22 protein-coding genes and 1 tRNA gene are annotated in these 26194 nt (G+C 63.4%); 15 read left to right on the top strand and 8 right to left on the bottom strand.

Going from position 1 to position 26194, the window contains the following annotated elements:
- Positions 1 to 15: 15 nt before the first annotated feature.
- Positions 16 to 357, bottom strand: coding sequence for a DUF1820 family protein (locus tag VJR90_03285; GenBank protein ID HKV96499.1), 342 nt, complete (start codon positions 355 to 357; stop codon positions 16 to 18).
- A 106-nt stretch (positions 358 to 463) separates the two neighbouring features.
- Here VJR90_03285 and VJR90_03280 point away from each other — a divergent pair.
- Positions 464 to 555, top strand: a tRNA-Ser gene (locus VJR90_03280).
- Between the two features lie 287 nt (positions 556 to 842).
- On the opposite strand, the gene tadA is transcribed toward VJR90_03280, so the two are convergent.
- From tadA to guaB, 3 genes are all read right to left on the bottom strand, one after another.
- Entirely contained in the window at positions 843 to 1304 is a 462-nt protein-coding gene (gene tadA, locus VJR90_03275; protein HKV96498.1) for a tRNA adenosine(34) deaminase TadA, read from the bottom strand.
- A gap of 213 nt (positions 1305 to 1517) precedes the next feature.
- A complete protein-coding gene (gene guaA, locus VJR90_03270) occupies positions 1518 to 3080 on the bottom strand; it encodes a glutamine-hydrolyzing GMP synthase (protein HKV96497.1) in 1563 nt (520 codons plus the stop codon).
- 162 nt (positions 3081 to 3242) lie between these two features.
- A complete protein-coding gene (guaB, locus tag VJR90_03265) occupies positions 3243 to 4709 on the bottom strand; it encodes an IMP dehydrogenase (protein HKV96496.1) in 1467 nt (488 codons plus the stop codon).
- 113 nt (positions 4710 to 4822) lie between these two features.
- Here guaB and xseA point away from each other — a divergent pair, with 113 nt between their 5' ends.
- Both xseA and VJR90_03255 read left to right on the top strand, forming a co-directional pair.
- Positions 4823 to 6205: an exodeoxyribonuclease VII large subunit gene (gene xseA / locus VJR90_03260; GenBank protein ID HKV96495.1), complete on the top strand. Its 1383-nt coding sequence runs from the start codon at positions 4823 to 4825 to the stop codon at positions 6203 to 6205.
- A gap of 473 nt (positions 6206 to 6678) precedes the next feature.
- Positions 6679 to 7494, top strand: a complete 816-nt coding sequence (locus VJR90_03255; protein HKV96494.1) for a peptidoglycan DD-metalloendopeptidase family protein — start codon at positions 6679 to 6681, stop codon at positions 7492 to 7494.
- Between the two features lie 183 nt (positions 7495 to 7677).
- Here VJR90_03255 and VJR90_03250 read toward each other — a convergent pair whose 3' ends face one another.
- The 3 genes from VJR90_03250 to VJR90_03240 all read right to left on the bottom strand — a co-directional run bounded on the left by VJR90_03250 (position 7678) and on the right by VJR90_03240 (position 11791).
- The gene (locus tag VJR90_03250; GenBank protein HKV96493.1) at positions 7678 to 8814 is read right to left on the bottom strand and encodes a homoserine O-acetyltransferase; all 1137 of its coding nucleotides are present in this window, start codon (positions 8812 to 8814) and stop codon (positions 7678 to 7680) included.
- 31 nt (positions 8815 to 8845) lie between these two features.
- Positions 8846 to 9946 (bottom strand): SLC13 family permease, encoded by a 1101-nt coding sequence (locus VJR90_03245; protein HKV96492.1) that lies wholly within the window; start codon positions 9944 to 9946, stop codon positions 8846 to 8848.
- 237 nt (positions 9947 to 10183) lie between these two features.
- Positions 10184 to 11791, bottom strand: a complete 1608-nt coding sequence (locus VJR90_03240; GenBank protein HKV96491.1) for an acyl-CoA dehydrogenase family protein — start codon at positions 11789 to 11791, stop codon at positions 10184 to 10186.
- Positions 11792 to 12310: 519 nt separating this feature from the next.
- On the opposite strand from VJR90_03240, the gene VJR90_03235 reads away from it, so the two are divergent.
- The 12 genes from VJR90_03235 (at position 12311) to VJR90_03180 (ending at position 25361) form a co-directional block, all read left to right on the top strand.
- Complete coding sequence (locus VJR90_03235; GenBank protein HKV96490.1) at positions 12311 to 12868, top strand: GspH/FimT family pseudopilin; 558 nt, start codon at positions 12311 to 12313, stop codon at positions 12866 to 12868.
- Positions 12869 to 12877: 9 nt separating this feature from the next.
- A complete protein-coding gene (gene pilV / locus VJR90_03230) occupies positions 12878 to 13438 on the top strand; it encodes a type IV pilus modification protein PilV (GenBank protein ID HKV96489.1) in 561 nt (186 codons plus the stop codon).
- Positions 13435 to 14604 (top strand): PilW family protein, encoded by a 1170-nt coding sequence (locus tag VJR90_03225; GenBank protein HKV96488.1) that lies wholly within the window; start codon positions 13435 to 13437, stop codon positions 14602 to 14604. The genes pilV and VJR90_03225 overlap by 4 nt, the downstream gene beginning before the upstream one ends.
- 424 nt (positions 14605 to 15028) lie before the next feature.
- Positions 15029 to 15595, top strand: coding sequence for a pilus assembly protein (locus VJR90_03220; protein ID HKV96487.1), 567 nt, complete (start codon positions 15029 to 15031; stop codon positions 15593 to 15595).
- A gap of 33 nt (positions 15596 to 15628) precedes the next feature.
- A complete protein-coding gene (locus VJR90_03215) occupies positions 15629 to 19558 on the top strand; it encodes a PilC/PilY family type IV pilus protein (protein ID HKV96486.1) in 3930 nt (1309 codons plus the stop codon).
- 35 nt (positions 19559 to 19593) lie between these two features.
- Positions 19594 to 20007, top strand: coding sequence for a type IV pilin protein (locus VJR90_03210; GenBank protein HKV96485.1), 414 nt, complete (start codon positions 19594 to 19596; stop codon positions 20005 to 20007).
- A 104-nt stretch (positions 20008 to 20111) separates the two neighbouring features.
- Positions 20112 to 21686, top strand: a complete 1575-nt coding sequence (gene gshA / locus VJR90_03205) for a glutamate--cysteine ligase (GenBank protein ID HKV96484.1) — start codon at positions 20112 to 20114, stop codon at positions 21684 to 21686.
- A 78-nt stretch (positions 21687 to 21764) separates the two neighbouring features.
- Positions 21765 to 21986, top strand: a complete 222-nt coding sequence (locus VJR90_03200; GenBank protein HKV96483.1) for a hypothetical protein — start codon at positions 21765 to 21767, stop codon at positions 21984 to 21986.
- Positions 21986 to 22624 carry a DsbA family oxidoreductase gene (locus VJR90_03195; GenBank protein ID HKV96482.1) on the top strand — a complete coding sequence of 213 codons (639 nt, stop codon included), beginning with the start codon at positions 21986 to 21988 and terminating at the stop codon, positions 22622 to 22624. Before VJR90_03200 ends, VJR90_03195 begins: the two co-directional genes overlap by 1 nt.
- A 114-nt stretch (positions 22625 to 22738) precedes the next feature.
- A complete protein-coding gene (locus VJR90_03190) occupies positions 22739 to 23755 on the top strand; it encodes a sodium:calcium antiporter (protein ID HKV96481.1) in 1017 nt (338 codons plus the stop codon).
- Positions 23756 to 23885: 130 nt separating this feature from the next.
- Positions 23886 to 25112 carry an HD-GYP domain-containing protein gene (locus VJR90_03185; protein HKV96480.1) on the top strand — a complete coding sequence of 409 codons (1227 nt, stop codon included), beginning with the start codon at positions 23886 to 23888 and terminating at the stop codon, positions 25110 to 25112.
- Between the two features lie 48 nt (positions 25113 to 25160).
- The gene (locus VJR90_03180) at positions 25161 to 25361 is read left to right on the top strand and encodes a DUF1289 domain-containing protein (GenBank protein HKV96479.1); all 201 of its coding nucleotides are present in this window, start codon (positions 25161 to 25163) and stop codon (positions 25359 to 25361) included.
- 122 nt (positions 25362 to 25483) lie between these two features.
- On the opposite strand, the gene VJR90_03175 is transcribed toward VJR90_03180, so the two are convergent.
- A partial coding sequence (locus VJR90_03175; GenBank protein HKV96478.1) for a TonB-dependent receptor occupies positions 25484 to 26194 on the bottom strand: 711 nt, incomplete at its 5' end.

Raw genomic sequence — 26194 nt, 5'->3', positions numbered from 1 at the left:
AGCAGCGCTGTCGGCTCATTTCTTGTGCGTGCTTCCTGGGGTGTACACCGGCATCGGAAACGGCGTCACGTTGGAGCCGCCTTCGATGGCGATGATCTTGGCGGTACCTTCCCGCGCGACTTCGTCAATGCGCACTACCGCATGCATGGGAACGTAGGTACGTTTCACGCCGGCGAATTCGTCCTTGAGTTTTTCCTCGCCCGGGTCCAGCACCACCCCGCCGCGCTCGCCGAACACCAGTTGCTCGATCTCGACGAATCCCCAGAAACCTTCCTGGCTGACCTTGCGGGCATAGATCTCGTAGATCTTGCCCTGGTTCATGAACGTAACTTTGTAAATGTGGCGTACAGATGACATGCTGACCTTACTGCGAGCAATGCCGACGGTTGATTCTACCGGAGCGTCCGGTGTGCCGCCATTCGGGATTAATGCGTCCCGTCTGAGGTAAAATGCGCACCCCTATGGAGGGGTACCGAAGCGGTCACAACGGCACCGACTCGAAATCGGTTGGGGGCTAAACGCCCCACGTGGGTTCGAATCCCACCCCCTCCGCCATGTTTTCGCGAGATGCTGCAACTTTATAAATCAAGCGCCTACATAGGAATACCGCGGGATTCGAACCCACGTGAAATCAAACATCCGGGTTCGACAAATTTGTATGGAACTGTTGGACCCGCGTAGCGGGGCCCGAAGGGCGAGCCCCAAGGATGGGGCGAGCAATCCCACCCCCTCCGCCAGTTTGATTCCATGACGGGAGCGACGGGCCCGTCGCGATCCTGATCGCAATAATCGCGGTGAATATCACCGCTCCCACAAAAGACCTGCGCGCTGCAACGGCGCGCTCAGCGCCGCCCCGCGAAAAATTGTTTCAACAGTACACCGCACTCCTCGGCCAATACGCCGCCGGTCACTTGCAGCTGATGATTGAGTGGCGGCGCACGCGCGATGTCGAATACGCTGCCGGCGGCGCCCGCGCGCGGATCCGCGGCGCCGAACACCAGTCGCTGCACGCGGGCGTGCACCATGGCGCCGGCGCACATGGCGCAGGGTTCCAGCGTCACGTACAGCGTGGTGTCCGCAAGCCGATAGTTACCGAGCGCCTGCGCCGCATCACGCAGCGCCACGATTTCAGCGTGGGCCGTGGGATCGTGTGCCCCGATGGGGTGGTTCCAGCCGCGGCCTATGACCACGCCATCCTTGACGACTACCGCACCGACCGGCACTTCGCCGGCCTGTTGCGCCTGGCGCGCAAGTTCCAACGCCACCCGCATCCGCGCAGGGTCGGCGTCACCCGCTTCGGACATCAGTTCCTGGGCCTTTTGAGTACCGCGTAGGCCGCAATCGGCGTGTCGGCTCCAATTATGCTCACATTCACGAGGTCCCAGCCCTCATTACCCAGCTTGTTAAGATCCTGTTCCAAGCTGTCGGTGTCCAACTGTCGGTTGGCAGTTCTTCCCGCAAAACGCATGACCTTATATTCAAAGTGCATAGACATCTCCTCGCTGGCAGTTGCACGGCTATTCCCACTCAATCGTCGCCGGTGGTTTGCCGGTGACATCGTACACCACGCGTGAAATTCCGTTGACTTCATTCACGATGCGGCGCGACACGCGCTCCAGGAAATCGTAGGGCAGCCGTGCCCAGCGCGCCGACATGAAATCCACGGTTTCCACCGCGCGCAGCGCCACCACGTAATCGTAGCGCCGGCCATCGCCCATGACGCCCACCGAACGCACCGGCAGGAATACCGCGAACGCCTGGCTCACTGAGTCGTACAGCCCGGCCGTGCGCAGCTCCTCCATATATATGGCATCCGCACGCCGCAGGAGTTCGGCATATTCCTTTTTGACTTCGCCGAGGATACGCACGCCGAGGCCCGGACCGGGAAACGGGTGGCGATGCACCATCTCGCGCGGCAGCCCCAGCTCCAGGCCGATGTTGCGCACTTCGTCCTTGAAAAGTTCGCGCAGCGGCTCGACCAGCTTGAGATGCATGCGCTCCGGCAGGCCGCCGACATTGTGGTGGGACTTGATGACGTGCGCCTTGCCACTCGCGGCCGCCGACTCGATGACATCCGGATAAATGGTGCCCTGAGCCAGCCAGCGTACGTCTTTCAGCTTCGCGGCCTGCTCCTCGAACACTTCGATGAACAGTCTGCCAATAATCTTGCGCTTTTGTTCCGGATCGGCAATGCCCTTCAGTGCGGCCAGAAAACGGGCCTCGGCGTCCACGCGGATCACGCGCACACCCAGGTGGCACGCGAAGGTGTCCATCACCTGGTCGCCCTCGTGGGCGCGCAACAAGCCGGTATCCACGAACACGCAGGTCAACTGCTTACCGATGGCCCGGTGCAACAACGCCGCCACCACCGCGGAGTCCACGCCGCCGGAGAGCGCCAGCAATACCCTGTCGCTGCTGACTTGCTCCCGCACGCTGCGCAGGCTGTCCTCGATGATGCGCGCGGGATTCCACAGCGGCTGGCAGCCGCACAGCTCGAGTACAAAACGCTGCAGCACCGCCAGGCCCTGGCGCGTCTGCGTGACTTCCGGGTGGAACTGCACGCCGTAGAAATGGCGCGCATCGTCGGCCATGGCGGCGCAGGCCTGGTCCTGAGAATTACCGGTGCGCACAAAGCCCTTTGGCAACGCAGTCACGGAATCGCCGTGATTCATCATCACTTCCAGCCGTGCGCGGCCCTGGCCGTCACGCTCGTCTTCAATTCCATCCAGCAGGCGCGAGGGCGCGGTGACGGTCATGAATTCCACGCCGAACTCGCGGTGAGCTTCGGACTGCACTTTGCCGCCGAGCTGCGCCGCCATGTCCTGCATGCCGTAGCAGATGCCGAGCACCGGTACGCCCAGCTCAAACACCGCACGCGGAGTCCTGGGCGTCGCCTCGCCCACCACCGATTCCGGGCCGCCCGAGAGAATCACACCGCGCGGCGCAAATTCCCGCAGCGCCTGCGCGCCCAGGTCCGGTGCGCGGATTTCGCAGTACACGCCGATCTCGCGCACGCGGCGCGCAACCAACTGCGTCCACTGCGAACCGAAATCCAGGATCAGGATGCGGTCGGAATGAATCCCGCGCGGTTCCGCCGCGCGAGAAGTGAGGGGTGAGGGGTGAGGGGTGAGGGGTTCGTCTATTTTCAAAATTTCAACTCTGCGTTAATGATGCTCTAATTTGAGAGCAACCAAGCTAAAAATCTGTTCAATACGACAGCATGTGCTTCATTTCCTCACTCCTCACTCTGTTCGATAATTGGGCGCTTCCTTGGTAATGGTCACGTCATGCACGTGGCTCTCGCGCATGCCGGCACCGGTAATGCGTACGAATTCCGGCGCGGTGCGCATCTCATCAATGTTGCGACATCCGGTATAACCCATGCTCGAACGCAGCCCGCCCACGAGCTGGTGAATGATGGCCGTGACCGGGCCCTTGTACGGCACGCGCCCCTCGATGCCCTCGGGCACCAGCTTTTCGATTTCCTCGGTCGGGTCCTGGAAGTAGCGGTCGGCCGAGCCCTGCTTCTGCGCCATGGCGCCGAGCGAGCCCATGCCGCGGTAGGACTTGTAGGAACGGCCCTGATACAACTCGACTTCGCCCGGCGCCTCCTCGGTGCCGGCAAACAGCCCGCCGATCATCACAGAGTAGGCGCCGGCTGCGAGCGCCTTGGCGACGTCGCCCGAATAGCGGATGCCGCCGTCGGCAATCAGCGGCACGCCGGACTTCGCGAGCGCCTTGGCCACGTTGTCGACCGCGCTGATCTGCGGTACGCCCACGCCCGCGACGATGCGCGTGGTGCAGATCGAGCCCGGTCCGATGCCGACCTTCACGCCGTCTGCACCCGCATCCACCAGCGCCTTGGCGGCCGCGGCGGTGACGATGTTGCCGCCAATCACCGGCACGTCCTTGTGGCGTTTCTTGATGTCGCGCACGCGCTTGAGTACACCCACGCTGTGGCCGTGCGAGGTGTCCACCACCAACACGTCCACGCCGGCCTCCACCAGGGCCGCGACGCGCACGTCCGTGTCGCCGCCGGTGCCAACCGCCGCGCCCACGCGCAGCCGGCCATGCTCGTCCTTGCAGGCGCTGGGATAATCACGGGCCTTCTGGATATCCTTGACGGTGATCATGCCGCGCAGCTGGTATTTGTCGTTCACCACCAGCACCTTTTCGATGCGGTGTTTGTGCAGTTTTTCCAGAATCTCTTCCTTGTCCGCACCTTCTTTGACGGTCACCAGGCGTTCCTTGCCGGTCATGATCCTGCCGATAACTTCGTTGTAGCGCGTCTCGAAGCGCAGATCGCGGCTGGTGACGATGCCCACGAGGCGTTCGCCCTCGACCACCGGCACTCCGGAGATGTTGTGCGCGTGGGTGAGCTTCAGCACCTCGCCCACGCTCATGTCGGGCGTGACCGTAATCGGATCCTTGATCACGCCGCTTTCGAATTTCTTCACTGCGCGCACCTGGCGCGCCTGCTCTTCGGGCGTCATGTTCTTGTGGATGATGCCGATGCCGCCTTCCTGGGCCATGGCGATGGCCAGCCGCGCCTCGGTAACCGAGTCCATGGCGGCTGAAACCAGCGGAATATTGAGCGTGATGTGACGGGTGAGGTGGGTTTTGAGTTCGACGTCGCGCGGCAGGACTTCGGAATACGCTGGCACCAGCAAAACGTCGTCGAAGGTGAGAGCTTCCTGGAGAATGCGCATGGCGGTTCCCGGCCGGTAGGAAGCGCGCAATTATAGTCGTTTGTGGCTGCACGGGTAAACCGAGACACCCGCTCGCCGCTTTCACGCCGCCGACGCCGCAGCTATCATGCGTCATGGTCACGACGCAGGGCAGCCTGGAGCTGGAAGCTCCGCAAAAGCGGATTCTCACGGTCTCGCAACTCAACCGTGAGGCCCGGCTGCTGATCGAAGGCGGCTTGCCGCTCATCTGGGTGGAGGGCGAGATTTCCAACCTCTCGCGCCCGCCTTCCGGCCACGTGTATTTCTCCCTCAAGGACTCCGCGGCGCAGGTGCGCTGCGCCATGTTCCGCGCGCGCGCGGGCCTGCTGCGCTTCCAGGCCGGCGATGGCCTGCAGGTGCTGGTACGCGCGCGCGTGAGTCTCTACGAGGCGCGCGGCGATTTCCAGTTGATCGTCGAGCACATGGAAGAGGCCGGCCACGGAGCCTTGCAGCGCGCCTTCGAGGAACTCAAGCAAAAGCTCGCCAAAGAGGGCCTGTTCGACGCCGCGCACAAACAGCCGTTGCCGGCGTTGCCGCGCGTCATCGGCGTCATCACTTCGCCCGCGGGCGCCGCATTGCGCGACGTGCTGAGCGTGATCAGCCGCCGCTATGCGCTGGCGCGCATCATCGTCTATCCGGTGCCGGTGCAGGGCGAAGGTGCCGCCCAGAAAATCGTCAACATGATCCGCACCGCGGCCGCGCGTGCCGAGTGCGACGTGTTGATCCTGGCGCGCGGCGGCGGTTCGCTCGAAGACCTGTGGGCGTTCAACGAGGAGGTCGTGGCGCGCGCCATCTACGCTTGCACGATCCCGCTGGTAAGCGGCGTAGGTCACGAGATTGATTTCACCATCGCGGATTTTGTCGCGGACCTGCGTGCGCCCACGCCGACCGGCGCTGCGGAACTGGTTACGCCCGATGCCGACGCCTGGCGGCGCACCCTGAATGACAGTGGCCGGCGTTTGCTGCGCGTCGTGCGCGAACAACTCGACGCTTTGCGCGAGCGCGCTGCATGGTGTGAGGAACGCCTGCAGCAACTGCACCCGGCACGCATGCTGCGCGAGCGCGCCCAACGGCTGGATGAGCTGGAACTGCGCCTCAAGCAATCGTTGCGCAGCGGGTTGCAGGCACGCGGTGCATTGTTCACCGGCCTGCGCGCCCGCCTGCACCAGCACAGTCCCGCGCAGGCACTCGCTGCATTGCGCAGCCGCGGCGAAGCTCTGACGCAGCGCCTGCACTTCGCGATCCTGCGGCATTTGGCGGAAGTGCGCAGCCGGCTGGACATCGCCGTGCATACGCTCAACAGCGTCAGCCCGCTGGCCACGCTGGAGCGCGGCTATGCCATCGTGAGCGATGCGATGAGCGGCACGGTGATTGCATCGGTACGCCAGGCGCACAAAGGCCAGGAAATTCTGGCGCGACTTGCCGACGGACATCTTTCGGCTAATGTTGCAACCGTCAACAAAGACAACACAAAATGAATTGCGCCTCGACGTATGTAAATAAATGCTCGGTAACCGTTGTCAGCCGGCGTCTGAAATCCCCCCTCTTTCGCACTGCGCAATCCTGTTTCGTCCGAAAGTCCGGGGCAGCCCTGTACACGCTGCCGTCCTGCATCGCGTACAGGTCCAGAGAGACCGTCCCTGGTCTCCCGCACATCGCTTCGCGATGTGCCCGTGGCTGCCCGCTCGGGGCTTCGCCCCTCTTTCCGGCTGCGCACTCCTGCTTCGCCCGAAAGTCCAGGGCAGCCTTCCGTGGCTGCCCGCTCGGGGCTTCGCCCCTCTTTCGGGCTGCGCACTCCTGCTTCGCCCGAAAGTCCAGGGCAGCCTTCCGTGGCTGCCCGCTCGGGGCTTCGCCCCTCGCCCCCTTTGCAAAAGGGCGCGCGCGCGCTACGCGCGGGGGGATTTTCCGCAGATGTTTCTTGTGGGTGCTTGCTGGAATTTTCGCGGGCGGAATGTTTCCACTCAGCGCCTTCGCTACGCCGTTGCCGCAGAACGAACCGGTGCCGGGCGGCGTGGTGGTCATGGAATTGCCGCAGGCCGGCCGGGCGCCGCGCGTGCAGTTCGATGGCCGGCGCATCATGGTCGTCAAACATGACGGGCGCTGGTACGCGGTGGTCGGCATTCCGCTGGCCACGGCACCGGGACAAAAAACCCTGAGCGTCCGGCTTGCCGACCAGCCGCGCAGGCAACTGGATTTCACCATCGCGCCCAAGCAGTACCCCGAGCAGCAGCTCATCATCAAGAATCCGGAGCTCGTGAATCCGCCGGCGAGCGCTCTCGACCGCATCGAGCACGAACAGGCGCATCTCGAACACGTGCTCAACACTTGGACCGCGGACGCCGCGCCCGGGCTGAGCTTCATCTGGCCTGCGGACGGTCCGCAAACCAGCGGCTTCGGCCTGCGGCGCTTCTACAACGGCGAGGAGCGCAGCCGGCACACCGGCATAGACATCGGCGCACCTGAAGGTTCGCCGGTGCGCGCGCCGGCGGACGGCGTGGTGGCGGATGCGGGCGATTACTATTTCTGCGGAAACACCTTGACCATTGATCTCGGTCAGGGGTTGTACAGCGTGTACTGCCATCTGAGCAGAATCAGCGTGCAGCGCGGTGAGCGCGTCCAACAGGGACAAATCGTCGGCAACATCGGCGCCACCGGCCGCACCACCGGGCCGAATCTCCATTGGACCGTGAGCCTGAACGGCACGCCCGTGGATCCGCACGCTTTCATTCCGGCGGCGGCAATGCCATCCACGCCGGCAAAACAATAAAACTATATTGTGGGAGTGGTCGTCCCGGCCACGATGATCTTTGGAATCGCGACGGGGACCGTCGCTCCCACAATATTGCCGCTCCCACAATCAGAGAAGCCGGCACTAGAATCGTGGCCGGGACCGATATTGGAATCGCGGCGCGGACCCATGGGTCCGCTCGCCGCTCCTACACAAGCAAGATCACAGGCCCGCGAGAAAATCGCCGACCGCGGGCCGGAAGTGGTCCATGTCCACGAGGAAGGAATCGTGGCCCTGCCTTGATGCCAGCGACAGATATTGGGTCTCGATGCCGGCACGTCGCAGGGCATCGGCAAGGGCGCGCTGCTGGTGGAGCGGAAACAGGATGTCGGTTTCCACGCCCACCACCAGCGCCTGCTGCAGTTTCAGGCGCTTGAAGGCCTTGTCCACGGTGCCGCCGTGCTCGGCGGCGTCGAACAAATCCATGGCGCGCGACAGATACAGGTAGGAATTGGCATCGAAGCCGCCGACGAACGCGCGCGCCCGCGATTCCAGATACGACTCGACCTCAAATTCTATGCCGAACGGCTCATGCTCGGCGCTGTCCGCACGCTCGCGGCCGAAGCGCTCCAGCCATTCGCTGGCCGAGCGGTAAGACATCATGCCGAGCTTGCGGGCGAGCCGCATGCCCTCGCGCGGCCCGCCGCCCGGTGGATAGTTGCCGCCCTGCCAGGCGCCGTCGTTGCGGATGAGTTCGCGCTGCAGGGAACGCACCGCGATGGCAAAGGGTTCCGAATGGGTGGCGGAGGACAGGCTCACCAGCACTTCGGCCGCGGTTGGAAACAGCAGTGCATAGGCAAGTGCGCTCATGCCGCCGAGCGAGGCGCCGATCACCGCGCGCACGCGTCGGATGCCGAGTGCCCGCAGTGTGGCGTGCGCCGCTGCCGCAATGTCCTCGACCGTGAGCGTGGGGAAATCCAGCGCGTAGGGTTTGCCGGTAGCGGGATTGAGGGTGGACGGGCCCGTGGAGCCGAAGCAACTGCCGAGCGAATTCACGCACACGACGTGAAAGCGCTGCGTGTCGAGCGGCTTGCCGGGCCCGAGCATTTCCTCCCACCAGCCGGGAGTGGGATCGGCCGGCGAGGACGCCGCATGCGCCGAGGGCGAAAGCCCGGTGAACAACAGCAGCACGTTGTCCTTGGCAGGCGCGAGCTTGCCCCAGGTTTCATATGCGATCTGCACGTCGCGCAGCTCGCCGCCGAGATGCATGGCAAACGTTCCCGGCAGAGGCAGCAAGCGGCGTGCGGCGTCACCCGCAGGTGCGGCCTCAGCACTGTGCACGGTCAGCTTGGGTTGCATGCACGTATTCTGCCTGAGCCGCGCAGCCGGGTCACGCCAGACGCAGCCACAGCCACACCAACACGCCCACTACCACGAAGAACGGCAGTGACCAGGCGTGGAACGCCGGCAGCATGCCGCGCTGGCGGCCGAGGCGCAGCGCAATCAGGTTGGCGAGCGAGGCAATGCACACGCCAAAGCCGCCTACGTCCACCGCCCAGGCGATGGTGCCCCAATCATGTGAGTAGCGCGACAGCAGGATCGCGGCCGGCACGTTGCTGATGACCTGCGAACTCAACGCGCCCGCCAGGTACAGCGAGCTGCGCTCGGCGAGATTCACGTACGCCAGCACCGGATACTCGGCCAGCCGGCCGAGATCAATGAACATCAGCACGAAGACCACGATCAGCGGCCAATCAATGCGGCGCAACAGCCGCGGAAACCCGGCCAGGAACACCGCCACGACCAGTACCAGGGCTAGCGCGGTGAGCTGCAGGTCCGCCAGTACAAGGAACGGTATATATAAGAGTGCCGAGGTCAGCAGCAGCCGCTGCTGCACAGCCGGGATCGGCGCGCGCGGCTGCACCCGGATGCGTGCGCCGGGGAATGCCCAGGCGGTAAGCAACAGCAGGCACGCCATGGCAATCATGAACGGCGGCACCATGTGCCACACGAAGTGAACAAAGTCCACGCCCGAAAGCCGCCAGAGAAAAATGTTCTGGGGATTGCCGATGGGCGTGAGCATGGCACCGGCGTTCACCGCCAGGGCTTCGAATATCACCAGGCGCCGCAGCGGCAACGCGGCGAGCGTGCCCAATTGCAACGTCAGCGGCACGACCACGAACAGCGCAATGTCGTTGGTCAGCAGCATCGCGAGCAGCGCGGACCCGCATACCAGCACGAGCGCCAGCACACGCTGGCTGGACACCCGCGCGATCACGTTCCGGCCCACACGGTGCAGCCAGCCGCTCTGCTCCACTCCCTTGGTGAGGATCATCAGGCCAAGCAGCGTCGCAATGGTCGGCCAGTTCACCAGTTGGGGATAATCCGGAATCTTGTGCGGCTCGAGTACGCTGAACACAATCAGCGCGGCGACCAGAGTCCACAGCAGATAGTCCCGTTTCAGGGAATACGGCGGATGTAACTCGTGCATGCAATCGTCGCCGGTGGCAGGAGGCCGATTGTTTTTGTCGTTAATGTTGACGCTCCGCGTAAGCTCGCCATTCTATTGTGGGAGTGGCGGTCCCCGCCGCGAGATCATCATTTGGAATCGCGGCGAATATCGCCGCTCCCACAAAGAGCCGGCCGAAATGCTTTCGCGGCGGGGACCGCCGCTCCCACAACGCAGCTCGCTCCCACAAGGAGCCGGCCATACCGGGTCGCCCCGCAGTCAAACCAGCGTCAACGGCACACGGCACCAGCGCTGCAGGATGTCGCGGTCCAGCCAGCCATCCTGCACGGCACCGGCAAGCAGAGCAGCCGTATAGCTGCGCGCCAGACTGAAGGCAAAACGCCGCGCAAAGGTCTCGCGCTCGGTGGGTGAGCCGGCGGTTGCCTCGAACCAGTTCCGGATGTCCTGCACGGCATGACGTATGGCGTGGCAGGCACGCTCGAGGTCTGGATGCTGCGCACGCGCTAGCCGGTTCTCAACGTCCGCCGCAAACACCTCAAGGGCCTGCGGGTGATCGAGCACGCGCAGCACGTCCAGGCTCAACACATTGGTCGTCCCTTCCCAGATGGAGAGTACCTGGCAGTCGCGCAGCAGCACCGGCAGACCGGTGTCCTCGATGTAGCCCTGGCCACCGAAGCACTCCAGCACTTCGCTGACCACGGCGATGGACTGCTTGCCGGTAAATAGTTTGGCCACGGGTGTCAGCAGGCGCAACAAGGTTTTATCCGCATCGCCGGCGGCGCCGGTTTCATCGCGTCCCAACAACACGCCGAGGTGCAGCACCAGATGCAGCGCGCCGATGAATTCCGTGTGCAGGTCCGCCAAAGTCTCGCGGTGCAGCGGGTGTTCCGAAAGCAACTTGCCAAATGCGCGCCGCTTGCGGGCGTAATCTTCCGCGAGCGCCAGTCCGCGACGCATATAGCTCACTGCGCACACTGAGTTGTACAGCCGCGTGATGTTGAGCACGGTGGCGATGTTGCGTACGCCGTGACCGGGCGCGCCGATGCGCTGCGCGGGCGTGCCCGCGAGCGTGAGTTCGGCCGTGGGCAGGGCGCGGGTGCCGAGCTTGTCCTTGAGGCGATGCACCTGAATGCCGTTGAGCCAACCGCCGGCATCGCGCAACTCCAGCAGAAACATGCTGAGCTTGTCGCCGGCATCGGGGTCACGCGCCAGTGTGACCGCGAGCTGCGAATCGGTCGCCGAGGTAAACCACTTGGTACCGTGCAGCCGATATGCGCCGGATTCGATGCGCGCCACCGTAGACGTGCCGCTCACATCGGAGCCGCCACTGCGCTCGGTCATCCATTGGCCGGAAGTCCAGAACCGTTCGGGATCCCGGCTCAGGAGGTGCGGCAGGTAGCGCTCCTGCAGCAATTTGTCGCCGTATACTTCCAAGACACGGGCCGCACCATCGGTCATGGCCAATGGACAAGAAGCCATCGCCGAAGAGGGGTGATACAGGTACAGACGCACGAATTGATGCAGCCGGGACCACGCGGCCTCCCGGCGTTCATACGCCGTCGCTACGATGCCTTCTTCGGCGGCCACCCGCCGCAGAGCCTGCCAGCCCCAAGTGGTTTCGATGCGATCAATCCGCCGGCCCCAGGGATCATAGGGCACATGCCGCGGCGGATGGGCTTCGGCATCCGCAGCCATCGCGAGCATGTCGCCGGCTGCGCGTTCCCCCAGACGCTCCAGGCCCGGGGTGATTTGCTTCAGGACGTCTGTGGGCAGGTAAGCCTTGAGCCAAGCCTGTAATGCCGCGTCGCCCTGGTACTGGTTACCCAGCACGGGCGCATCCTGAAAGAATTCACCGGCGTCGTTCATGGTGTGTACAAATCTTCGAGGCGAGATTCCATTTTGTGCTATCCGCCATTCATCGGCCAATGCCTACCACTGATACAGGTTCTATATATAAAGAAGGGCCAGCACCCGCATTTTACCCCGGACCAACCGGAGCCGGCCCTGTGAACATCGCCTGATTTCAGGCGCGCGGCGCAAGCGTATGTCGGAGGGCAGCGTCCAAGACAACGGCGCTCTGATGCCGCTACAGTATTTTCATTGCGCATGTTGCGCCCGGCTGCGGCGCCCGCGCGCACGATCCTGCAGGATCCGACGGCACCCCACAGGCTGGTGATCCTTGTCTTGCCCTCTGTCCTGCCACTCGGAGCGAGTGCAACGGGAAACGACCAGCGGTCCGCCGGAACCGACAGCCGTAGAATCTTGTTGCAAGCGCAAAATGACGCGCCGGCGCGGGATTCGGGCCCGCACCCACTTATCGCGGGTTTTATCTCGCCGGTCTGTGACTTCTGTAAAATGATTGCGCAGCCGCTATAGTTGTTGCCCATGGAAACCATCAGATTCACGCGCGGCTTCACGCTGATCGAACTCGTGGTGCTGGTCGCGGTGCTCGGCATCGTGACCGCCATGGCCGTGCCGAATTTCAGTGCCACCATCAAGAATGCGCGCGACGTCTCGCAGGTCAACGCCCTGATCACCGGGTTCACGACCGCGCGCAGCGCAGCCGTCAAAAACGGCAGTTCCAAGGTCACGATCTGCGCCGGTACCACTACCGCGTGCGGCGGCGCCACTTGGGCCGCCGGCTGGGTGGTGTTCTACGCGACCCCGCCGCCGGGCGCCGCCACCGTGATCCGCGCATTCCCGCCGATTAGCGGCAGCAACACGTTTACCAGCAACGGCGGGTACAGCTTTACCTTCTATCCCAACGGCCTGCCTTACTCCCTGACCAATGCGCCGCCCGCGAGCGCGACCGTATTCACGCTCTGCGACGGACGCGGCCCGAGCTACGGGCGCTCGCTCACGCTGCTGCCCACGGGCAGCTTGCAGGCCGCGCAAAAGACCGGCTATCAGGTAAATGGCACCACTGCCATTTCAAGTTGCTAAGGTGAAGCCATGCAAGTGATTTCCGCCAAATCATCCGCAGCCGGTTTCAGCCTGCTGGAAGTGCTGATTGCGCTGTTGGTCATGTCGGTCGGCCTGCTCGGCATCGCCGGCATGGTGACAAGCTCGCTCAAGGCCAACGACAGCGCCTACCTGCGCAGCACCGCCAACAGCCTGGCGTACAGCATCCTGGACCGCATGCGCGCCAACCGCCAAAGCGCCACGCAAGGCGGTTACAACATCGCGATGGGCACGCTCGCGCCGGTGAGCACTGCCTGTCTGCAAACCAGCAACTGCTCGACCACCCAACTGGCGGCCCTGTGCCTGGGAGCGGCAAACACCTGTACACCCAACGCCATGGCCCAGGCGGACCTCAGCATGTGGAAACAAGATCTGGCCACGGATTTGCCCGCGGGCGACGGCAGCGTCAGCACGGCGCTTGATGCGAACGGCGTGATTGACGTCACCATCGTCATCCAGTGGAACGCCGCGCGCGCCGCCCAGGCGCTCGCCAAGTTCACCACCGTGCCGGCCGCCGGCACCACCAACTTCACCATCGTGAGCGGCTTATGAACCGCCGGCACCCGCATCCGTTCGTTCCGGCCCGCCAGCAGGGTTTGTCACTGGTGGAGCTGATGATTGCGCTGGTGGTCGGCCTGGTGTTCATGGCCGGCGTGATTTCGATGTTCCTGGCCAGCCGGCAAAGCTACACGCTTGGCAGCGCCGTGGCGCGCTTGCAGGAAAACGGCCGCTTCGCACTGGATTTCATGCGACCGGTACTGCGCCTCGCCGGCTACACCGGCTGCGGCGGCCAGAGTCTCTGGCAGGCTCCCAGCGTCAACCTGCTGAACGTTCAGACTGATTTTTACAACTTTACGCAAGCCGTGCAGGGCTATGACTACAACAGTCCCGCGACCAACGTGGGCGGAAAATACGCCGTCGCATCGGAAACGCCGGCGCTTGATACCTCCGCGAGCGACTGGTCGCCGGCCCTGCCCGCGACCATCTGGAGCGCGATTAGCAACACCGTCATCCCCGGCAGCGACATCATCATGATCCACGCCGTCACCCCCGGCGGCATTGCCATATCGAGTTTCCCGGGCGGCGGCAATTCCGCCAACGTGAAGGTTTACAACAACGTGTCGCTGGCCAATGCCGGTCTGGTCATAGGCACCATTGCGTATGTTACCAATTGCTCGCAATCGGCCGTATTCCAGGCAACCAATGTCAACCAAAGCAGCGGAACGGTTGTCCATTCCGCAGGCGGCGGCGTGTCTCCGGGAAACGTGTCCGCCGGCAAGGTCGGCAATTTTGGGCTTCCGGCCCAGCTCTACACGATTCAGACTTATCTGTATTACATCGGCCGGGGAGCCGATCAGGGACCGGCGCTCTACCAAGTCATCCTGAGCAACACCGGCGCGCTGGCTACTCCCCAGGAACTGGTACCCGATATCGAGAACATGCAGGTCCTCTATGGCGTGGACACCGACGGCGACGGCATCGCCAACCAGTACGTGGCCGCGAGCGGCATTGGCAACTGGGCGGCGGCCAACATCGTGAGCGTGCGTCTCGGCCTGCTGATCCGCAGCAACAATAACGTGGTGCCGGCCACGACGCTCACCGCGCTTGACGTGGACGGCGTCGCGGTCACGCCGCCGCCAAACCCCGGCGCCACCACCACCCGGCGGCTGCACCGGGTGTTCGTCGAAACCATCGCGCTGCGCAACCACGTGCCATGAACACTATCCTGTTGCCACTGCTGCCATCCCCCTTGGCAAAAGGGGGATCAAGGGGGATTTTGCAAGAAAATCCTCCCCTTTCAGGCTGCGCATTCCGACTTCGCCTGAAAGCCCAGGGTTGCATGAATACTGCGCAATCCATGCTTCGTATTCCTGTCCAGGGTTGCCATCCCTGGCAACCCGCACATTGCGTCGCAATGCGCCCCGGGCAACCCGCTCGCTGCTTTGCAGCTCGCCCTCCGTTTTCAAAGGAGGGAGCAGGATTTTGTGGGAGCGGCGGTCACCGCCGCGATTTCCACGCTTGCAGAATCGCGGCGAATATCGCCGCTCCTACAAGACGCAATGCCATCTGTAATGAAACAGGAAAATCCTCCCCCACCCTCCTTTTTCAAAGGAGGGGGCAAGACCTCGGGGTGAACTCGCCATGAAACCACACGATTTTTCTGCACCGCCCCGGTTTTCTTCACCGCCCCGGCGCCAGCAAGGCGTAGTGCTGGTCGTCAGCTTGATTCTGCTGCTGGTGCTCACCATTCTCGGCATCGCCGCGATCCAGAGCACCTCGCTCGAAGAGCGCATGGCCGGCAATCAGCGCTCGCACCAGTTGGCCTTCGAGGCGGCGGAAGCCGCGTTGCGCCAGGGCGAGCAGGCATTGAACGGCCTGGCTTCGCTGCCGCCGTTTGATGGCAGCGTGCTCGGCTATTACCCGACTTCCAACGACTCCGGTGGCTATCCCCTGACGGCGGGAGCCGATTGGCAAAACTGGAATTGGGCCGGTAAATCCATTCCCTATACCGGGACGCTCGCCATCGGAGGCAATACCGGCGCGACGGCCAGCTATTACGTCGAGCCATTCCAGTATGTGGCCACCCCCGGCCAGTCGCTGGACGTGAGCGCGCCGGTTCCCGGCCAGCAGTTGTACGCGATCACCGCGCGCGGCGTGAGCCCGGACGGCAAATCGGTCGTGATCCTGCAATCCACCTACAAGCGTTGATGGGTCCACTGCAACGGACCAAGGACAAGCCACATGAACCTCAGACTGCATTCGAAAAAATTCCTGATCGCCCTGGCCACGGCGGGGCTCACGCTCGCCAACCTGAATGCGGCGCACGCCGGCACGGTGTCGCAAACGCCGCTGTTCCTGAGCACCGCGGCGGAGCCCAACGTCATCCTCGGCATAGACAACTCCGGCAGCATGGATTTCGAGGTGCTGTTCCCCACCAACGACGGCGCGATATGGTGGAACGACCAGTGGCGGAGTTTCGTGGGCTGCGACCTGAACGACAACTGCAGCAACACAACTTTAAGCGACACCTTCAATTTCAACAAGGCGGGCGACTTCGGCAACAGCGGGCCGTGGCTCAAATATGCCTATCTGTTCCCGTTCAACGGAGTACACATCCGCAACGGCGGCAATAACAGCCCGTCGGCGCAGGGACATTATTTCATCCCGCCGCTGCCCCAATATGCGTGGGCGCGCAGCCCGGATTTCAACAACGCTTATTTCGACCCCAGCGTGGCCTACACCCCCTGGGTGAATTCCACCGGCGCGCCGGTCTATACCGCTTTCGACGCTCAAGGCGACATCAACCCTGCCGCTGCGCCCGATGATCCTTTCCTTTACACCAGTACCACCGTGGATCTTACGAGCGCGATAGGCGGTGCGTCCGGAAGCACAACGCCCCCCGCCTGGAAATCGCCATGGTTCATGCTGCAGCAGGGCATGACGCTGCCTGCCGGAACCGTGGTCTGGAATCCGAACGGCAACAGTGGCACCGGTCAATGGCAGACGATCACCGTTCCAGACCCGATTCCGGACAATAATTTCGCGAACAGCACCTATTTCGTGAACACCAACAATGACGGCTCGACGAACGACCAGTACCTTGCGATCGCCTACTTCCCGGCGACCTTCTGGCTGAAAGCGACCGACAGCCTGCCCGCCAGCTACGGCTACATCGGCACGCCGCTCATAGGCACCGGCCCGGCGGGCGAACCCATGTTGGGCTATGAGATCAAACCCGCAAACTTCGCCAGCGGCGCGCAGTACACCGCCGCGATCCAGAACTTCGCCAACTGGTTCAGCTATTACCGCAAGCGCCATCTGGCCCTGCGGGCCTCTTTGAGCCAAACCTTCGTGGGTCTCTCTAACATGCGCGTGGCCTGCGCCTACATGAACAGCGACAGCAGCAACGGTTGCCCGAAACAGGGGTCCGGTACCAATCTGACCATGTACGACCTGAACAAGGCTTCTGATAAAGCCACCTTCTTCACCAATTTTTTCAACAACTCCGGCGGCGGCGGCACGCCGACCTGGGATCTGCTCGAATACATCGGCAAGCAGTACCAGCGCACCGATTCCGGCGCGCCCATCACCCAGGCCTGCCAGAAGAATTTCGGCATCATCTTCACGGACGGTTATGCCAGCTATCCTTATCCGTCCTGGCCGTTTTCCGGATCCAAGAACACGGATTCCAGTACCAGTGCGCCTTACGGCAGCTTGGGCTTCGGCAAAGCACCGTACCTCGACGGTGTGAGCGGTACGCTCGGGGATCTGGCGACCTATTTCTATGCGAACAACCTGCGGCCGGATTTGCCGACCGGGCAAGTAACCCCGGATTCCGCCTGCGGCACGCCGACTGCACCCCCGGGCCTCGACTGCAACATCAATTTGCACATGGACACCTACGCCGTCACGCTGGTGCAGCAGGGCTTGATCTGGAACGTGAACCTGCCGGCAACCCAGAACCCGTTCCAGAATCTGCCGCCCTGGCCCATAGGCTCCGCCTTCCAGAACCGCAGCCCCACCGGCGTTGACGACCTCTGGCATGCCACGCTCGACAGCCGCGGCGAGATGTTTGCCGCGCAGACCCCGCAGTTGATAGCCCAGCAACTGCAGCAGGCGTTGAAAGGCATCGCCTCCCGCACCGGCTCGGCCGCGGCCATCGCCACCAACTCCACGCGCCTCGATACCAGCACCTCCATCTACCAGGCGCGCTTCCAGACCACCGACTGGACCGGCCAGTTGCTGGCCTTCAAGGTCAATCCGGACGGCAGCATCGCCGCCAACGCCACCTGGGATGCGGCCCAGCAGATACCCGGCGCGGCAAGCCGCAACATCGCCACCTGGAACCCGAGCGGCGGCAGCGGCACGGGCGCGGGGGCCGCCTTCGAATGGAGCACCCTGAGCAGCGCGCAGCAGACCGCGCTCAATCTCAATCCCGGCACCGGCACGGCCGACGGCTTCGGCGCCGATCGCGTCACCTGGTTGCGCGGCGGCTCGGTGCCCAGCACCGACGGCTTCCGCACCCGCAGTAGCCCGCTCGGCGACATTGTGAACAGCAACCCGCTGTTCGTGCAGGATGACAACTTTGCCTACAACAACGCGCCAACCTTGGTCAACGGCGTGAACGTGGGCCAGAGCACCTATTCGCAGTACTTCGTCAGTAATCTCAGCCGCCAGCCGGTGATTTACGTGGGCGCCAATGACGGCATGCTGCACGCGTTTGACGCCAACACCGGCAAGGAGCTGTTCGCCTTCGTGCCCAATGCCGTGATACCGGCACTCAACAAGCTGATGGCGCCCAATTACTCGGCCAACCACCAATTCTACGTGGACGGCACTCCGACCGTGGGCGATGCCTTCAACGGCACCAGTTGGGGTACTTACCTGGTGGGCAGCACCGGCGCCGGCGGCACTGGGGTGTTCGCGCTCAACGTCACCAACCCCGGCTCCAATACCGAGGCCAATGCGTCCAGCTGGGTGATGTGGGGAGTCAACAGTTCCACCACGGGCTACGGCGACCTGGGCTACACCATCCCGCGTGCCAGCATCGCGCTTATGAGCAACGGCCAGTACGCGGTCATTGTCTCCAACGGCTTTGACAGCATCACCGGTGCGGCCGCGCTGTTCATCATCAACCTCTTCAACGGCCAGTTGATCCGCGAAATCAAGGTTCCCGGCGTGACCAGCGACGGCCTGGCGGCCGCGGTTCCGGTGGACATCAACCAGCCGGGCGACCGAGTGACCAACTATATTTACGCCGGCGACGTGCAGGGCAATCTATGGAAGTTCGACGTGACCAGCACCAATCCGGCCAACTGGTGCGTGTCCAACAACAGCGGCGGCTGTATCAGCTCCAGTGCCACCTCGGCCACGCCCCTGTTCAAGGCCGTGGACGCGAGCGGCAAGTCCCAGCCGATCACCGTGCGTCCGGTGGTGGGCCTCGCCAATAACAGCAGCAGCCCGCAGATTTACTTCGGCACCGGCAAGTACTTCGAGACCGGCGACAACGTGGTGCCGAGCAGCCCGCAGGTGCAGACCTTCTACTCCATCATTGACGGCGGCAGCGGCGCCATTACCCGCAGCCAGCTCCTGCAACAGCAGATTCTCACCACCCAGCAGGTGACCGTGAACGGCGTCACCAACACCATCCGCGTCACCACCAACAACCCGACCACCAGCAATCCGCCTGGCGGACCGAGCGCCATGACCCAGCCCGGCTGGTACATGGATCTGCTGAACCAGCCCGGCGCCGCTGGCATAGACGAGATGGTGGTCAGCCCCGCGGAACTCGACAACGGCCGCATCGTGTTTACTACTCTGATCCCGAACACCAATTCCTGCGGCTTTGGCGGCACCTCTTACCTCATGGAGCTGAACGCCTTCACCGGTTCGCGCCTCATGCAATCGCCCTTCGACATGAACGGCGACGGTCACTTCACCAGCGGCGATTACGTAACCGTCACGGTGCCGAACGGCAGCGGCGGCACACAGACCATCACCGTACCGGTGAGCGGCCTGCAATCCAGCGTGGGCATCATCCAGACCCCGGCGATCATCTCCGCCTCCAGCCTGGAGTACAAGTTCGCGAGCGGCAGCACCGGCCAGATACTGTCGGTCACCGAATCCGCGGCCGCGGGTACCGGGCGGCAATCCTGGGTGCAATTGCAATGAAGCGCGGCCGCCAGTCCGCCGCGCGGGAGCAGACCATGACACGCAATAACTCGCGCGGCTTTACGCTCATCGAGCTGATGATCGTGGTGGCGATCGTCGCCATCATCGCGGCCATCGCCTACCCCTCCTATGAACGCTCGGTGCTCAAGTCACACCGCGCGGATGTCGAGAGCATGCTCACGCAGGACGCGCAGATACTGGAGCGCTGCTACACGCAGTACTTCAGCTACACCAACAACGCCTGCCCGTCGCTGACAACGACCAGCGAACACGGCTATTATTCATTAGCGAGCACGATTGCCGCTGCGGCATACGTGCTCACGGCCACCGCCCAGGGCAATCAAACCAGGGACACGAGCTGCTTCACTTTCAAGCTGGACAACACCGGCAAGAAATCCGCTTTCAGTTCAGGCGGCACCGACAACTCCACCACCTGTTGGGGCCAATAAGCATCCACTCGCCGGGTTGATTCGGATTCAGCGCAGCGGCTTCGGACTTGCACGCAGGCCGTGGCCTGCGTCACCATACGCGCCCCATGGCCGGACGCGCATGCATGCCCGCCAACAAAGATACTGCCGCCTCACTGGAAAAACTGCTTGCCGGTCCGCTCGCGCCGCTGCTGCGCGGCGGGCTCAAGGGCCTGGAAAAAGAAAGCCTGCGCGTGGATGCCAGCGGCCGAATCGCGCAGACAATGCACCCGCCAGCGCTTGGCGCGCCGCTCACGCACCCGCACATCACCACGGACTACTCCGAAGCGCTGATTGAACTCGTGACCCCGCCGCTGGCCACGCCGGAAGCCACGCTGGATTTTCTCGCCGACATCCACAGCTTCGTATACCGGCATCTGGACGGGGAAATGCTCTGGGCCAGCAGCATGCCCTGCACACTGGAATCCGAGCACAGCATCCCCATCGCGCGTTACGGGGGCTCGAACATCGGCATGATGAAGCACGTGTACCGGCGCGGCCTGGGCTGGCGCTACGGACGCACCATGCAGACGATTTCCGGCGTGCATTTCAATTACTCGTTTCCGCCGGCATCGTGGCCGGCGCTCCGGGATTTGCGCGGCGACCACCGGCCTTTGCGCGCGTTCACCGACGAGTGCTACTTCGGCATGCTGCGCAATTTCCAGCGCCTCGGCTGGCTGGTGCCGTATTTCTTCGGCGCTTCGCCGGCGTTGTGCAAGAGCTTCTTCCACGGCCAGCCTGCCCCGTTCAGCGAGTTCGACGCCCACACCTATTTCGAGCCCTATGCCACCTCGCTGCGCATGAGCGATATCGGTTACAAGAACAAGAATCAGGCCCACATCGGTGTGAGCTGGAACAGCCTCAATGATTACGTGACGACGCTCACCCACGCCATCAGCACACCGGAGCCTGAATATGAGGCCATCGGCGTCAAGGTGGACGGCGAGTACCGCCAGTTGAACGCCAACATCCTGCAGATCGAAAACGAGTTCTACACCTTCGTGCGCCCCAAGCAACCCATCAAGCCCGGCGAGCGCGCCGCGCTCGCGCTGCGCGAGCGCGGCGTGATGTACGCCGAAGTGCGCGCGCTGGACGTGAACGCCTGGCACCCGGCGGGCGTGGACACAGCCGCACTGCGTTTCATCGAAGCCTTGCTGGTCCTGTGTCTGCTGACCGACAGTCCCCCGGTATCCCGGGAAGAACAGGCGGTGATCAACCATAACCAGACCATAACCGCACGCGACGGCCGCAATCCCGGCCTCGAGCTGCAACGCGACGGTCGCGCAATCGGGTTGCGCGCCTGGGCCAGGGATGTACTTGAGGGCATGCCGGGCATCTGCGCAGTGCTGGATGCCGCCGACCCGCAAAGGCCGTACAGCGCAGCGCTGCAGGCACAGCGCGATGCACTGGCCAACCCCGAGCGCCTGCCCTCCGCGCGCGTGCTCGCCGACATGCGCGCTCGGCACGAGAGCTTCTTCCAATTCGGGCAGCGCGTGTCGGAGGAACATGCCCGGCACTTCCAGCAACGCAGCTTGCCGGTCGAGACCGAAGCGCTGTTTGCAAAGCTGACGCGGGAATCGCTGGCAAAGCAGGCGCGCATCGAAGCCGCCGATCGCCTGTCCTTCGACGATTATCTGGCAAACTATTTTGCCCAGAGTTGAGGCCTGGCGGAAGCGCGCGGGAATCAACACCGCCGGCGCGTTAAAATAGTCCTCCATTCCTGCGCCGTGAGTCCAGACATGCTTTCCCAACGCACGCGTAAACGTTTCGGCATCCGCTGCACGCTGCCACCCGACAACCCCATGACGGCGCCGCATCTGCTCGGCCCGGCCTGGGAGTCCTACCGCTGGTTCGAAACCGCCGAGGAACGCGACGCCTTCTATGCCGATTACGCCAGTGAGCACGTGTATTCGCGCCGCGGGGATCTGCCGAACGTCATCTATACCAAAGTGCATCGCTGATGCGCATCGAGGTGTTTTCCGACTGCGTTTGTCCGTGGTGCTATATCGGCAAGCGTCACCTGGAACAGGCACTCGCGCAGGCTGATCTCGGTCCCGCAGACATTCATTGGCGCGCGTTCCAACTCAATCCGGATTTGCCGCCCGAGGGGCGCGACCGGCACACATACCTGGATGCAAAATTCGGCGGTCCCGACGCCGTGCGCGCAATCCACGCACGCATCGAGGAAGCCGGGCGCGGCGCCGGTATCGAATTCCAGTTCGACAAGATCGCCCGCAGCCCCAATACCTTGAATGCGCACCGCTTGATTCGCCTCGCGGATACACAACAGCGCGCCGCGGACCTGGTGGAAACCTTGTTCCGGGGCTACTTCGTCGAGGGTCGCGACCTGGGAGACACCAACACGCTCGTCGAGCTGGCGCGCGCGTCGGGTCTCACCGGAGACCTACGCGCGTGGCTCGCCGGGAACGAGCAGCGCGCGGAGGTCCTGGAGGATTTGCACACCGCACACCGCCTGGGGATCGGCGGCGTGCCGTTCTTCATCCTGGATGGACGTTACGCGCTGTCCGGCGCCCAGCCCGTCGCGGTGTTCATTCAGGCATTGCAGGCCGCGCGCCAGAAATCGCGGGCCGTGCATTGACCGACTGCGCACTGGCGGCGGGTACAGGGACACGCCGCCATCCGTTCGAGTTCCATAACCCGCGCACAGGCGCGCGGGTAACCGGGCGCACAGTGCCGGATCGGGAGACCGCGAATGTTGGCGTTTGATGCCGGCGCGCTGCTGCTGGCCCTGCTCGTCATTCTTGCGGGCGCCGAGCTGTTCACCAACGCGGTCGAGCACGTGGGTCAGCGCTACCGTCTCTCGCAGGGCCTGGTGGGCTCGGTGCTGGCCGCAGTGGCTACGGCTTTGCCCGAGACCATAGTACCCATCGTTGCGGTGTTTTTCGGCGGCGCCAGCACCACGGTGGTGCGCGAACATGTGGGCATCGGTGCCATCCTCGGCGCTCCGCTGATGCTGGCCTCGGTGGCCATGACATTGATCGCAGTGTTCGCCGGCGCCAAGCGCGGCTGGCGCGAGGCCCTCACGCCGGAAAGCAGCGGCTTGTACCGCGACCTGCTGTATTTTTTGGTGGCATTCCTGATCACGCTGCTGGCGCTGTTCATCCCCTTGCAGCAGGCGGCGCCGCGCATGCTGGCCTCCGCGGCGCTGGTATTCATCTACGTCATTTACGTGCGCAACACGGTGCGCGCTTCGCGCTTTCTCGTGGAGCAGGGCCACGGCACCACGGCGGATGCGCCGCTGCTGCTGGCACGCCTGCGCCTGCGGCAGACGCTGGGGCTGGAAATCGCGCAACTCGTGCTGAGTCTGGCACTCATCATTGTGGGCGCGAAACTGTTCGTGCACGGTGTGGAACAGCTGGCACAACTTACCGGGGTCGGCGTGCTGGTGCTGTCACTGTTGATCATCCCGGTGGCCACGGAAATGCCCGAAAAGTTCAACAGCATCCTGTGGATCCGCCGCCGCAAGGACACGCTGGCGTTCGGCAACGTCACGGGTGCGCTGGTGTTTCAGGGCACGTTGCTGCCCGCCTTCGGCATCCAGCTCGGCGCCTGGCAGGCACGCTCCGACATGCTGCTGGCCATGGCGCTCACGTTCGCCGCCGTTCTGTGGATCCTGTTCCTGGGCTTGAGCCGGCGCTTGAAGCCGCTGTGGCTGTTGCCCTGCGGTCTCGCCTATGTGCTCATGTGCGCGCTGCTGACACAGGTGTGACCCGGATCCCGGTACTCACCCGGTCACACGCGCAGCCGGGGAAATCGCAGGCTATACTTCTCGTATCGGGGGCGCATGGAGAGCCGGATTGCGGCAGGCCGAATCAGCCGCAAACCGTTCCGAACACCGAATGAAAATCCAGCTTCCAGTGGAGCAACTCGAGAAGGGCATGTATGTGGCCGAGCTGGATCGGCCCTGGGAAGGCACGCCGTTCCTGTTTCAGGGCTTTGTCATCGCAAGCGATGACGACCTGGCCGCATTGCGGCAGCATTGCCGGCAGGTGTGGGTGGACGACCTGAAATCCAGCACCGAGCAGGCACTCCAGGATCGTCTGCATACCGCCGTGCGCGGCAGCACGATCACCGTGGTGTTCACCGAATGGGAGGGCGCCAAGAAGCTGCATGCCACCCTCAAGCGTATCGAGCAGAAACGGGATGATGTGGTGACCAGTCTCACACGCCTCGCCGAGAGTGCGGTTGGCGGGCCGGACGAAGACCTGCAGAAGACGCGCAATGCGGTGACCGGACTGATTGACGACATCGCATCCGACCCCACGGCAGGTCTGTGGATGCGCATCCTGTCGGAGCAGGACGCCAGCATCGGGCGGCATGCGGTGAACACCGCGACGCTCGCGGTGGCGTTTGCGGCGGAGCTGGGCTGGAACAAGGAGCTGCAGGGCATCGTGGGCGAAGGTGCCATGCTGCATGACGTCGGCATGGCGCGCATTCCCGAAAAGATCCGCAACAAGCCCGGAGCACTGAGCGCGGAGGAATTCGGCCTGGTGAAGCTGCATCCGGTCTACGCCGCCACACAAATGGAGAACAGTGGCACATTCGATCCACGTATTCTGGAAATTGTGCGCCACCATCACGAACGGTTTGACGGCAGCGGTTACCCGGACGGCCTGGCGGACGGCGACATCCCGCCCTATGTGCAATTGGTGTCCATCTGCGATGTGTACGATTCCTACACCACGCCCCAGAGTTACCGCAAGCAGCTGACTTCTTCCGCCACCATGCGCCGGCTCACCCAGCGCTCGGCCGGTCACTTTGACAGGAACCTGGTGGAGAAATTCATACGCTTCATCGGCATTTACCCGCTCGGCACCCTGGTCCGGCTGCGCAGCGGGGCCCTAGCCATCATCGTGGCGTCCGACGAGACGCGCCGCCTGCATCCCACGGTACTGCTGGTGAGAGACGCTGCAGGCCAGACGCTCATGCCGCGGCGCACCCTGAATCTCGCCTACATCGAGTCAGGCCGCCTGACCGCCAAGTACGGCATCAGCGAAATCATTGAACCCGAAAGCGTGCAGATTGACGTACGCGAGATTCTGCTGCAGGAGCTGCAACTGCACTGAGCGCCTCGCAGGCTTGCAGCCGCCTGCCCGGTGCGGAGTTGGTTCTTCATGACCGATGTCGCGCTGTCTCCCTGTGTGCGCAACTGCTGTCTGGATGAGCATGAGGTGTGTCTCGGCTGCGGACGCACGCTGGAGGAAATCCGCTGCTGGTCGGAGATGAACGAGACTGAGAAGCACGCCGTATTGACGCGCGCGGCGCAACGCCGCGCCGAGCGCCTGGCACGTTTTCCCGAGGACTGGCCGCGTTGATTCCCGGCACAAACGTGCCGCGCGTAAATACACGACCGGCCTGACGGCTTTTATGCGCCGTCAGGCCGGTTCTCATCACACGATATTCCTGGCTGACTGCGCCATCGCTGGCGCTGCACGGCTCAGAACTTGTAGCTCATGGTGAGCAGATACTGGCGACCGGTCTTGTATTCCTGCGCGAGTTGCGTGGGATTCGCCAGATACTGGTAGTAGGTCGAATTCAGCAGATTCAAGGCGCTGAAATTCAATGCCCAGTTGTCGTTGATGGCATAGCCCGCCGAGGCATCCAGCTCCTTGAAGGACGCCGTATTGGTCGGAGCCGCACCCGCCACGTAGCCGCCGGCCAGATACCCGCTGCGCCAGTTGTAGGAAATGCTGGCACTGAATGGTCCCTGCTCGTAGTACGGACTGACGCTGTAGGACTGCAGCGAGTTGTAGGGCATCAGCTGACCGCTGCTGGTGGTGGCGTTGGAGTAGGTGTAATTCGCACGCACCCCGAAGCCCTGCGGCAACTGCTGCTGGTAGGAGACCGCAAAGCCGTTCACCGTGGCGTGACCGCCATCCACCGGCTGGGTGACGCTGTATTGGCAGACACCCGCCGGCGTGCACAAGCCCGCGGCAATCTGCGCATTGCCGGTCGAATTCAGATAACCGGGCAAGGTCCAGGAGCCGTTGATGCGCTGCTGGAATGTGGCCTGCTGGATGATGTAGTTCTTCACATCCTTGTAGAACAGCGACGCGGCCAGCACCGAGCCGGGAGCAAAGTACCACTCCAGCGACTCGTCGAAGTTCACCGACTTGTAGGGGCTGAGGTTCGGATTGCCGGCCGCCGC

This window comes from Gammaproteobacteria bacterium, assembly GCA_035279405.1.
GTDB lineage: Bacteria > Pseudomonadota > Gammaproteobacteria > Natronospirales > REEB76 > REEB76.
Note: the sequence above shows the minus strand (reverse complement) of the source record. Positions and strands in the feature narration are given on the sequence as shown.

What these genes read in the sequence shown, in the direction of transcription:
- VJR90_03200 (HKV96483.1), top strand. Translation starts at nt 21,765, where the DNA reads ATGCTTTCCCAACGCACGCGTAAACGTTTCGGCATCCGCTGCACGCTG.
- guaB (HKV96496.1), bottom strand. Translation starts at nt 4,709, where the DNA reads ATGCGCATTCTCCAGGAAGCTCTCACCTTCGACGACGTTTTGCTGGTG.
- VJR90_03250 (HKV96493.1), bottom strand. Translation starts at nt 8,814, where the DNA reads ATGCAACCCAAGCTGACCGTGCACAGTGCTGAGGCCGCACCTGCGGGT.
- VJR90_03245 (HKV96492.1), bottom strand. Translation starts at nt 9,946, where the DNA reads ATGCACGAGTTACATCCGCCGTATTCCCTGAAACGGGACTATCTGCTG.
- VJR90_03255 (HKV96494.1), top strand. Translation starts at nt 6,679, where the DNA reads ATGTTTCCACTCAGCGCCTTCGCTACGCCGTTGCCGCAGAACGAACCG.
- pilV (HKV96489.1), top strand. Translation starts at nt 12,878, where the DNA reads ATGCAAGTGATTTCCGCCAAATCATCCGCAGCCGGTTTCAGCCTGCTG.
- VJR90_03285 (HKV96499.1), bottom strand. Translation starts at nt 357, where the DNA reads ATGTCATCTGTACGCCACATTTACAAAGTTACGTTCATGAACCAGGGC.
- VJR90_03180 (HKV96479.1), top strand. Translation starts at nt 25,161, where the DNA reads ATGACCGATGTCGCGCTGTCTCCCTGTGTGCGCAACTGCTGTCTGGAT.
- VJR90_03240 (HKV96491.1), bottom strand. Translation starts at nt 11,791, where the DNA reads ATGAACGACGCCGGTGAATTCTTTCAGGATGCGCCCGTGCTGGGTAAC.
- xseA (HKV96495.1), top strand. Translation starts at nt 4,823, where the DNA reads ATGGTCACGACGCAGGGCAGCCTGGAGCTGGAAGCTCCGCAAAAGCGG.
- VJR90_03190 (HKV96481.1), top strand. Translation starts at nt 22,739, where the DNA reads ATGTTGGCGTTTGATGCCGGCGCGCTGCTGCTGGCCCTGCTCGTCATT.
- VJR90_03185 (HKV96480.1), top strand. Translation starts at nt 23,886, where the DNA reads ATGAAAATCCAGCTTCCAGTGGAGCAACTCGAGAAGGGCATGTATGTG.
- VJR90_03210 (HKV96485.1), top strand. Translation starts at nt 19,594, where the DNA reads ATGACACGCAATAACTCGCGCGGCTTTACGCTCATCGAGCTGATGATC.
- VJR90_03225 (HKV96488.1), top strand. Translation starts at nt 13,435, where the DNA reads ATGAACCGCCGGCACCCGCATCCGTTCGTTCCGGCCCGCCAGCAGGGT.
- VJR90_03215 (HKV96486.1), top strand. Translation starts at nt 15,629, where the DNA reads ATGAACCTCAGACTGCATTCGAAAAAATTCCTGATCGCCCTGGCCACG.
- tadA (HKV96498.1), bottom strand. Translation starts at nt 1,304, where the DNA reads ATGTCCGAAGCGGGTGACGCCGACCCTGCGCGGATGCGGGTGGCGTTG.
- VJR90_03235 (HKV96490.1), top strand. Translation starts at nt 12,311, where the DNA reads ATGGAAACCATCAGATTCACGCGCGGCTTCACGCTGATCGAACTCGTG.
- VJR90_03195 (HKV96482.1), top strand. Translation starts at nt 21,986, where the DNA reads ATGCGCATCGAGGTGTTTTCCGACTGCGTTTGTCCGTGGTGCTATATC.
- VJR90_03220 (HKV96487.1), top strand. Translation starts at nt 15,029, where the DNA reads ATGAAACCACACGATTTTTCTGCACCGCCCCGGTTTTCTTCACCGCCC.
- gshA (HKV96484.1), top strand. Translation starts at nt 20,112, where the DNA reads ATGCCCGCCAACAAAGATACTGCCGCCTCACTGGAAAAACTGCTTGCC.